This is a genomic window from Pseudomonas sp. 18.1.10, assembly GCF_024655625.1.
In the GTDB taxonomy this organism is placed as follows: Bacteria; Pseudomonadota; Gammaproteobacteria; order Pseudomonadales; family Pseudomonadaceae; genus Aquipseudomonas.
In genome coordinates, this window is record NZ_JANLGL010000200.1 from 1 (window position 1) to 9,845 (window position 9,845).

Consider the following 9,845-nt stretch of genomic DNA (forward strand, 5'->3'; position numbering starts at 1 on the left):
GCGGTGTATCAGTCAGCACATCCTTTTCTGACAAACCGCCTTCGCGAGCAAGCCCGCTCCCACACAAGCCCGCTCCCACAGTGGATTTGCGACGTATCGGACTAGGCAAGCGCCCCATCAGCCGCTACATTGGCCGACCTGCGCCCGCTTTTGCGGCTCACCTGCCACCCCTTAATTGAACACACGGAACCTGCAAAACCCCATCATGGACCCTTCCCCTGGTATTACCCTCGCCACACTCTTCGCCGACTTCGGCATGATTCTTTTTGCACTGGTCCTGGTACTGCTCAACGGTTTCTTCGTTGCGGCGGAGTTTGCCATGGTCAAACTGCGCTCCACGCGGGTCGAGGCCATCGCCCACACCAACGGCTGGCGCGGGCAGATCCTGCGCACCGTACACAGCCAGCTCGACGCCTACCTGTCGGCCTGCCAGCTGGGTATCACCCTCGCCTCCCTGGGCCTGGGCTGGGTCGGTGAGCCGGCGTTTGCGCACATTCTCGAACCGTTGCTGGGCGCCGTGGGCGTCGAGTCGCCGGAAGTGATCAAGGGCGTGTCGTTCTTTGCCGCGTTCTTCGTGATTTCCTACCTGCACATCGTGGTCGGTGAGCTGGCGCCCAAGTCCTGGGCCATCCGCAAGCCCGAGCTGCTGTCGCTGTGGACGGCGGTGCCGCTGTATCTGTTCTACTGGGCCATGTACCCGGCGATCTACCTGCTCAACGCCAGCGCCAATGCCATCCTGCGGATCGCGGGCCAAGGCGAGCCTGGCCCGCACCATGAGCACCATTACAGCCGCGAAGAGCTCAAGCTGATCCTGCACTCCAGCCGTGGCCAGGACCCGAGCGACCAAGGCATGCGCGTACTGGCCTCGGCCGTGGAAATGGGCGAGCTGGAAGTGGTCGACTGGGCCAACTCCCGCGAAGACCTTGTGACCCTGGACTTCAACGCCCCGCTCAAGGAAATCCTCGCGCTGTTCCGCCGCCACAAATTCAGCCGCTACCCGGTGTATGACGCGGTGCGCAACGAGTTCGTCGGCCTATTGCACATCAAGGACCTGCTGCTGGAACTGGCAGCCCTGGACCACATCCCCGAGTCGTTCAACCTGGCCGAACTGACCCGCCCGCTGGAGCGCGTGTCGCGGCACATGCCGTTGTCGCAGCTGCTGGAGCAGTTCCGCAAAGGCGGCGCGCACTTCGCCCTGGTGGAAGAAGCCGACGGCAAGATCATCGGCTACCTGACCATGGAAGACGTGCTGGAAGTGCTGGTGGGCGACATCCAGGACGAACACCGCAAGGCCGAACGCGGCATCCTCGCCTATCAGCCGGGCAAGCTGCTGGTGCGTGGCGACACGCCGCTGTTCAAGGTGGAACGCCTGCTGGGCGTGGACCTGGACCACATCGAAGCGGAAACCCTGGCCGGCCTGATCTACGACACCCTCAAGCGGGTGCCGGAAGAAGAGGAAGTGCTGGAAGTTGAAGGCTTGCGGATCATCATCAAGAAGATGAAAGGGCCGAAGATCGTCTTGGCCAAGGTCCTGCTGCTGGACTGACCTTCAATTGCCCAACGCAAAGTTGGGCAAGGCGCCCACCGGCTGGTTGAACTCATACGGGATCGACACCAGCCCCGCCTCGGTGGCGCGCTGCACCACGAAATGCAAGTGTGGCCCGCTGCTGTTGCCGGTATTGCCCGACAGCGCCAGCGGGCTGCCCACCGCCACACGCTGCCCTACGCGCACGCTGACCGACCCTTGCTTGAGGTGCAGGTACACGCCCTCGCTGCCGTCATCATGGCGCACCCGCACAAAATTCCCCGATGCATCACTGCCGCGCCCAGCCTGCGCGTTCTCGGTTTTCACTACCACACCGCTGCGCGCCGCAATGATCGGCGTGCCCTCGGGCATGGCGATGTCCATGGCGTAGCGGCTTTTGCTGTCGGTGTGGCTGAAACTGCCGTTGGGCCCTTGGCTCAGGCGAAACGGACCACCGCGCCAGGGCAGCGGGTAGCGGTAGGCTTGTTGTGGATAAACCGGCGCCGGCCTGTCGAGCAGCGGCCGCGCGGGCTTGCGCTCCTGGATCACGAACGCCTGCGCGCCGGGGGTGTGCCGGTCGCTGTAGAACACGTTGCCGTTGGCATCGATGGATTTGTAGACGGTCATGGCCTGGGCCGACATGGCAACCGTGGCCAGCCCGCAGCACAGTAAGAGGCGCATGAGCATGGTGTGAACCTGCCGGGGTGAAACGGCAGGCTAGCAAGGGATCATGACAAAGCTGAGTGAACCTCAGGCAGGGAGCCCGGTGAAACAAATATCCACCTTCATCTGGGCTGCTGCCGACAGATTGACCAAGGCATCCAGAGAGAGCTTGTCGATCTTGCCGGTGAGGACGTCGTTAAGACGGGGCTGGCTGATGCCCAATCTGTGTGCCGCATCTTTTTGAGAAAGCTCCCAGCTACGAATGGTCTGGCACAGCTCCAAGAGCAATTTTGAACGCAGCCGCATATTGGCGGCCTGCTGGGGCGTATCTTCCAAGGCATCCCATACGCAGGTGAAACGGGAGAGCGGGGCTTTCATGCGGAATCTCCAACCATAGTAGCGCTGGGGAACAACTCTATATCGAAACAGATATACCGCAAGAAAATTGGACCAGCGGCCGAATCGGGCAACCTATACCCGTGGCGAGGGAGCTTGCTCCCGTTGGGGCGCGAAGCGGCCCTAAGAAAAATACCGTAAGCCTTCAGGAGGAACGCTGTTGCAATGTAAGGGGCTGCTGCGCAGCCCAACGGGAGCAAGCTCCCTCGCCACAAGTGCTGCGCTAAAGCTAAAGGTTACGCACCCGGCACAAAATGCTTCTGCGCAGTACCACGGGCGATCAGGCGAGAGATGTAGTCGAGCTTCTGCGCGTCCTGGTCGATAAACCGGAAGGTCAGTTGCAGCCAGTCGCTGTCGGGCTTGGGCTCGTGGGCGACGACGGCGTGCAGGTAGCCGTTGAGGCGTGCGACTTCGGCGTTGTCGCCTTGTTCCAGGTCGAGCACGGCGCTTTCCAGTACCTGGGGCAGGACTTCACCGCGACGCACCACCAGCAGCGCTTCCTTGATGCTCAAGCCCTTTATCACGCATTGCTGGGTGCCGCTGGACAGGCGCAGTTGACCCTGGCCACGGCCGCCCGCTGGCGCGGCGGCGGGGGCTTGTACCGGTGGGCTGTTGAGCAGGCCTTTGCTGGGCGCAGGGGCTGCGGCGGCAACCGGGGCGGCACGTACGGTCTCGGCCTTGCCGCCGGTCAGGGCGCTCAGGGAGTCGTTGCCAAAAGCCGAGTTCATCTTGGTCGGCGCACTGGCGACCAGGGCGTCGAGGCGGCCGATCTTGTGCAGGGCCTGCTTGACCTTGTTCAGCAGTTGCTCGTTGGTGAACGGCTTGCTGACGTAACCGGAAACCCCGGCCTGGATCGCCTGGACCACGTTTTCCTTGTCGCCACGGCTGGTCACCATCACAAACGGCATGGCCTTGAGGTGCGGTTGTTCACGGCACCAGGTCAGCAGTTCCAGGCCGGACATCTCGGGCATTTCCCAGTCGCACAGCACCAGGTCGAAGGTCTCGCGCATCAGGATGGCCTGGGCCTTTTTGCCGTTCACCGCGTCTTCAAGCTTGATCCCGGGGAAGTAGTTACGCAGGCACTTCTTCACCAGATCGCGGATAAACGAGGCGTCATCCACCACCAATACACTGACTTTACTCATCGACCCTTCATCCTATAAAAACTTCGGCACGCAAGACGCCTGACTGGTGGCATTTTGCCAAAACTCGGTAGTCACAGTCGGACTTTATTGCTTCCGCTGCGCAAAATATTCGGCGGCCACAAACGAAAACGCCCGGCCAAAGGCCGGGCGTTTATTTCTCGGGCAATCTTACTTATCGTCAGCTTCGCCCGGAACATTAGGGATTTGATCGACCGAGCCTTCAACTTCAGCCTTCATGCGCTTGAGGCCCATGTGCCGCACGTCGGTGCCACGCACCAGGTAGATCACCAGCTCCGAGATATTGCGCGCGTGGTCGCCGATGCGTTCCAGCGAACGCAGCACCCAGATGATGCTCAACACCCGCGAGATAGAGCGCGGGTCTTCCATCATGTAGGTAGCCAGCTCACGCAGCGCGGTCTTATATTCGCGGTCGATGATCTTGTCGTACTGGGCCACCGACAACGCCAGCTCGGCGTCGAAACGGGCAAAGGCGTCCAGCGCGTCGCGCACCATGTTGCGCACCTGGTCGCCGATGTGGCGCACTTCCACGTAGCCGCGCGGGGCTTCGCCTTCTTCGCACAGCTGGATGGCACGGCGGGCGATCTTGGTGGCTTCGTCACCGATGCGCTCCAGGTCGATCACCGACTTGGAGATGCTGATAATCAAACGCAGGTCGGACGCCGCCGGTTGGCGACGGGCCAGAATGCGCAGGCATTCTTCGTCGATATTGCGTTCCATCTGGTTGATCTGGTCATCGATCTCACGCACTTGCTGGGCCAGGCCCGAGTCGGCCTCGATCAGCGCGGTCACGGCGTCGTTGACTTGCTTCTCCACCAGACCGCCCATCGCCAGGAGGTGGCTGCGCACTTCCTCAAGCTCGGCGTTGAACTGCGCGGAGATGTGGTGGGTAAGGCCTTCTTTGCTAATCATGTTGGCGTCCTTGGAGCGTCCGGTAAGGTGCGGAGAACCGCAGCATCAGTGCAATGAGAACCACGGCTGACTAGCCGTAGCGACCGGTGATGTAGTCTTCGGTCTGCTTCTTCGCCGGATTGGTGAACAGAGTATCGGTATCACCGAATTCCACCAGCTTGCCCATGTACATGAACGCGGTGTAGTCGGAAACCCGCGCCGCCTGTTGCATGTTGTGGGTCACGATGACGATGGTGAACTTGGATTTGAGCTCGTAGATCAGCTCTTCGACTTTCAGCGTGGAGATCGGGTCGAGGGCCGAGCACGGTTCGTCGAGCAGCAGCACTTCCGGTTCCACGGCGATGGTGCGCGCAATCACCAGACGTTGTTGCTGGCCGCCGGACAGGCCGAGGGCCGAGTCGTGCAGACGGTCTTTCACTTCGTCCCACAGCGCCGCGCCTTTCAAGGCCCACTCAACGGCTTCGTCGAGGATGCGTTTCTTGTTGATGCCCTGGATGCGCAGGCCGTAGACCACGTTTTCGTAGATGGTCTTGGGGAACGGGTTGGGCTTCTGGAACACCATGCCCACACGACGACGCAGCTCGGCCACGTCTTCGCCCTTGCGGTAGATGTTGGTGCCGTAGAGGTTGATGGCGCCATCCACGCGGCAGCCGTCCACCAGGTCGTTCATGCGGTTGAAGGTACGCAGCAGCGTGGACTTGCCGCAGCCCGACGGGCCGATGAAGGCGGTCACGCGCTGCTTGGGGATGTTCATGCTGACGTCGAACAGCGCCTGCTTTTCACCGTAGTACAGGCTCAGGCCCGGCACTTCGATGGCCACGGTTTCCTGGGCCAGGCTCAGGCTCTGCTTGTCGCGACCCAGGGCCGACATGTTGATGCCGTGGGTGTGGGTTTCATGTTGCATGGGATGCTCCCTGTGCTACCAATTCGTTGTGTGGGAGCGGGCTTGCTCGCGAAGGCGTCCGGTCAGTCGACCTATGTGTTACTGAGACACCGCATTCGCGAGCAAGCCCGCTCCCACATTTAGTCCGCGTTCAATTCAGATCAGCTGTCCAACGCTTTGTATTTTTCACGCAGGTGGTTACGAATCCACACTGCCGACAAGTTGAGCGTGGCGATCACCAGCACCAGCAGCAAGGCGGTGGCGTACACCAATGGCCGTGCCGCTTCGACGTTGGGGCTCTGGAAGCCGACGTCATAAATATGGAAGCCCAGGTGCATGATCTTCTGGTCCAGGTGCAAGTACGGGTAGTTGCCATCCAGCGGCAGCGACGGCGCCAGTTTTACTACACCTACCAGCATCAGCGGCGCCACTTCACCGGCGGCGCGGGCCACGGCGAGGATCATGCCGGTCATCATCGCCGGGCTGGCCATGGGCAGTACGATCTTCCACAGCGTTTCCGCCTTGGTCGCGCCCAGTGCCAGGGAGCCTTCACGCACGGTGCGCGGGATGCGCGCCAAGCCTTCTTCGGTGGCCACGATCACCACCGGCACCGCCAGCAGCGCCAGGGTCAGCGAGGCCCAGAGCAGGCCCGGCGTACCGAAGGTCGGCGCCGGCAGGGCTTCGGCGAAGAACAGGCGGTCCACCGAACCCCCCAGTACATACACGAAGAAGCCCAGGCCGAACACGCCGTAGACGATGGCCGGTACACCCGCCAGGTTGTTCACGGCGATACGGATGATGCGCGTCAGGGTGTTCTGCTTGGCGTATTCGCGCAGGTACACCGCCGCCAGTACGCCGAACGGGGTCACGATCATCGCCATGATTAGGGTCATCATCACGGTGCCGAAGATGGCCGGGAAGATCCCGCCTTCGGTGTTGGCTTCCCGTGGGTCATCGCTCAAGAATTCCCAGACCTTGCTGAAGTAGAAGCCGATCTTGGTAAAGGTGCCCATGGCGTTCGGCTGGTAGGCGTGCACCACTTTGCCGATGCCGATCTCCACTTCCTTGCCGTTGCCGTCACGGGCGGTCAGCGCGTCACGGTTGAACTGGGTGTGCAGGTCGGACAAGCGCGCTTCGATGTCCTGGTAACGGGCATTCAGCTCGGCGCGGTCGGCATCCATGTCGGCCTGGGCGGCAGCGTCGAGCTTGCCTTCCAGTTCCAGCTTGCGACCGTGCAGGCGGATGCGTTCGAGACCGGCGTTGATCGCGCCGATATCGGTTTTTTCCAGGCTCTTGAGCTGGGCAGCCAGCTTGTTCACACGGTCGACGCGGGCTTGCAGCTCCGGCCACGCGGCCTCGCCTTCGGCGATGACCTTGCCATCCTGCTTGACGTTGACCAGGGTGCCGTAGAAGTTACCCCACTCGCGACGCTCGATGGCCATCAGCTCGACCGGCTTGGTCTGGTCCTTCAACCACTCGCCGACGATCCAGGTGAAGTCGTTGCCGTTCAAGTCCCGGTTGCCGACCTTGATCAGCTCGCGGGTCATGAATTCCGGGCCTTGGTCCGGCACGGGCAGGCCCGCACTTTTCAGGCGCTCGCGGGGCACTTCTTCTTTCTGCACCACTTCGCCGATGACGATATGGTTTGCCTGGCCCGGCACGCTGTAGTTGGCCTGGATCAGGTCGGCCGGCCAGAAGTGGCCGAGGCCACGTACGGCAATCACAGCCAGCAAACCAATGGTCATGATGACCGCGATGGACACCGCGCCACCGCTGATCCAGACGCCTGGGGCGCCGCTCTTGAACCATCCATTCAGGGAGTTCTGTTTCACAGACTTCTACCTTTCTTAAAGCGACGAGTATTTCTTGCGCAGACGCTGACGGATCAGCTCGGCGAGGGTGTTCATGATGAAGGTGAACAGCAGCAGCACCAGCGCCGAGAGGAACAGCACACGGTAGTGACTACCGCCCACCTCCGACTCAGGCATCTCCACCGCGACGTTGGCCGCCAGGGTGCGCAGGCCTTCGAACAGGTTCATCTCCATCACCGGGGTGTTGCCGGTGGCCATCAGCACGATCATGGTCTCGCCGACGGCGCGGCCCATGCCGATCATCAGGGCCGAGAAAATGCCCGGGCTGGCGGTCAGGATCACCACGCGGGTCATGGTCTGCCACGGCGTGGCGCCCAGGGCCAGCGAGCCCAGGGTCAGGCCGCGCGGCACGCTGAACACGGCGTCTTCGGCGATGGAGTAGATGTTCGGGATCACCGCAAAACCCATGGCCAGGCCGACTACCAGGGCGTTGCGCTGGTCGTAGGTGATGCCCAGGTCGTGGGAGATCCACATGCGCATGTCGCCGCCGAAGAACCAGGTTTCCAGGTACGGGCTCATGTACAGCGAGAGCCAGCCCACAAACAGGATCACCGGGATCAGGATCGCACTTTCCCAGCCATCGGGAACGCGCAGGCGGATCGACTCAGGCAAGCGGCTGAAGATGAACCCGGCCACCAGGATGCCAATCGGCAACAGCATCAACAGGCTGAAAATCCCCGGCAGATGCCCTTCGACATACGGCGCCAGGAACAGGCCGGCGAAGAAGCCGAGGATCACCGTCGGCATCGCTTCCATCAGCTCGATCACCGGCTTGACCTTGCGGCGCAGGCTCGGGGCCATGAAGTAAGCGGTGTAGATGGCCGCGGCAACGGCCAGTGGTGCGGCCAGCAGCATGGCGTAGAACGCCGCCTTCAGCGTACCGAAGGTCAGTGGCGCCAGGCTCATCTTGGGTTCGAAGTCGGTGTTGGCGGCGGTCGATTGCCAGACGTATTTAGGCTCGTCGTAGTTTTCGTACCAAACCTTGCTCCACAACGCACTCCACGAGACTTCCGGGTGCGGGTTGTCGAGCAGCAGCGGTTGCAGCTTGCCGCCGGCTTCCACGATCACGCGGTTGGCCCGTGGCGACAGGCCGAATACGCCTTGGCCATCGACCACCGGGTCCACCAGCAGGGTGCGGTGGGCGGTGCTGTGGAACACGCCGAACTTGCCGGAGGCGTCGAGGGCGGTGAAGCCTTTGCGACGTTCTTCGGCGGTGATTTCAACGATCGGCGCGGTGCCCATCTGGAAGGTGCGGATCTGCTTGAGGTGCTGCTCGCCATCCGGGTCGCGGGCCATGAACCACTGGGCCAGGCCGCCCTTGGAGTTACCGACGATCAGCGAGATACCGCCCACCAATTGGGTGCTGGCGGTGATTTCGGCATCGCCACTTTCCAACAATTTGTATCGACCGTTGAGGCTCTTGTCCCGTAGGTTGAACACATCGGCCAGGGCGCGGCCGTTAATCACGTACAACCATTGCTGGCGCGGGTCGATGAAGATCGCCTTCACCGGCTCGGTCATTTGCGGCAGTTCGATACGCTTCTGCTCGCTGGTGACTTCGCCGGTCATCATGTTTTCTTCGCGGCTCAGGGACAGCACGTTCAGGTGCGAACCTGCGGAGCCGGCGACCACCAGTGTGGAATCCGTAGCGTTGAGCGCGACGTGCTCCAGCGGGCGACCGGCGTCATCAAGGACGATCGGTGTTTCGCCGTAGGGGTATTCGATCGCAGGCGAAATGGTTTTCTTGCCGTCCGGGTAGGACACCTTATAGGTGTGGCGGAACACCATGGACTGGCCATTGGACAAGCCCAGGATCACCAGCGGGCTGCCGGGCTGGTCTTCACCGATGGAGACGACTTGGCTACCGGCCGGCAACGGCAGGTCAACACGCTTGAGCTCGGCGCCGGTGTCCACATTGAAGAACAGCGCCTGGCCCTTGTCGGAAACGCGCATGGCGACCTGGTTCTGCTCTTCGAGCGAGATCATCAACGGCTTGCCGGCGTCCTGGATCCAGGCCGGGGTCAGTGCGTCTTCCTTGGTCAGCGAGGCGCCTTGGAACAGCGGCGCAACCACGTAGGCGAGGAAGAAGAAGATCAGCGTGATCGCACCGAGGACGGCGAGGCCGCCGATCAATACATACCAGCGGGTCAGGCGATCTTTGAGCGCGCGAATGCGGCGCTTGCGTTGCAGCTCAGGCGTATTGAAATCAATGCGCTTGGGAGGAGAAGTCGTCGTCATGGTGGAATTGGCCAGATCATTCATGCGCACACCCTAGCGATCCTGTATGACAGAAAGATGACAATGCAGTGACGCAAGAAATCCGCCGCGTAGCAGAGCTGGCAGCGGACTAAAAATTAGGAGGTGTAGCCGGGTTGCTTGTGTGGGAGCGGGCTTGCTCGCGAAGGCGGCGTGTCATTCAACACAGTGGCGAC

The 9,845-nt window shown here is 61.8% G+C and carries 8 protein-coding genes; 1 reads left to right on the forward strand and 7 read right to left on the reverse strand.

What is annotated here, in order from left to right; genetic code table 11:
- The first annotated feature begins 205 nt into the window (after positions 1–205).
- Positions 206–1,546 (forward strand): hemolysin family protein, encoded by a 1,341-nt coding sequence (locus NUV89_RS24065; protein WP_017738989.1) that lies wholly within the window; start codon positions 206–208, stop codon positions 1,544–1,546.
- Positions 1,547–1,549: 3 nt separating this feature from the next.
- Here the strand turns inward: NUV89_RS24065 and NUV89_RS24070 are convergent, their stop codons facing one another.
- The 7 genes from NUV89_RS24070 to NUV89_RS24100 all read right to left on the reverse strand — a co-directional run bounded on the left by NUV89_RS24070 (position 1,550) and on the right by NUV89_RS24100 (position 9,423).
- Positions 1,550–2,212 (reverse strand): M23 family metallopeptidase, encoded by a 663-nt coding sequence (locus NUV89_RS24070; protein WP_257783293.1) that lies wholly within the window; start codon positions 2,210–2,212, stop codon positions 1,550–1,552.
- Positions 2,213–2,275: 63 nt separating this feature from the next.
- Positions 2,276–2,566: a helix-turn-helix domain-containing protein gene (locus NUV89_RS24075; protein WP_257783294.1), complete on the reverse strand. Its 291-nt coding sequence runs from the start codon at positions 2,564–2,566 to the stop codon at positions 2,276–2,278.
- A gap of 254 nt (positions 2,567–2,820) precedes the next feature.
- Complete coding sequence (locus NUV89_RS24080; RefSeq protein WP_017738991.1) at positions 2,821–3,729, reverse strand: response regulator; 909 nt, start codon at positions 3,727–3,729, stop codon at positions 2,821–2,823.
- Positions 3,730–3,897: 168 nt separating this feature from the next.
- Positions 3,898–4,659 carry a phosphate signaling complex protein PhoU gene (phoU, locus tag NUV89_RS24085; RefSeq protein ID WP_017738992.1) on the reverse strand — a complete coding sequence of 254 codons (762 nt, stop codon included), beginning with the start codon at positions 4,657–4,659 and terminating at the stop codon, positions 3,898–3,900.
- 70 nt (positions 4,660–4,729) lie between these two features.
- The gene (gene pstB, locus NUV89_RS24090; RefSeq protein ID WP_017738993.1) at positions 4,730–5,563 is read right to left on the reverse strand and encodes a phosphate ABC transporter ATP-binding protein PstB; all 834 of its coding nucleotides are present in this window, start codon (positions 5,561–5,563) and stop codon (positions 4,730–4,732) included.
- A gap of 140 nt (positions 5,564–5,703) precedes the next feature.
- Positions 5,704–7,374 carry a phosphate ABC transporter permease PstA gene (gene pstA, locus NUV89_RS24095; protein WP_017738994.1) on the reverse strand — a complete coding sequence of 557 codons (1,671 nt, stop codon included), beginning with the start codon at positions 7,372–7,374 and terminating at the stop codon, positions 5,704–5,706.
- A 15-nt stretch (positions 7,375–7,389) separates the two neighbouring features.
- Complete coding sequence (locus NUV89_RS24100) at positions 7,390–9,423, reverse strand: ABC transporter permease subunit (protein WP_177325359.1); 2,034 nt, start codon at positions 9,421–9,423, stop codon at positions 7,390–7,392.
- Positions 9,424–9,845 lie beyond the last annotated feature (422 nt).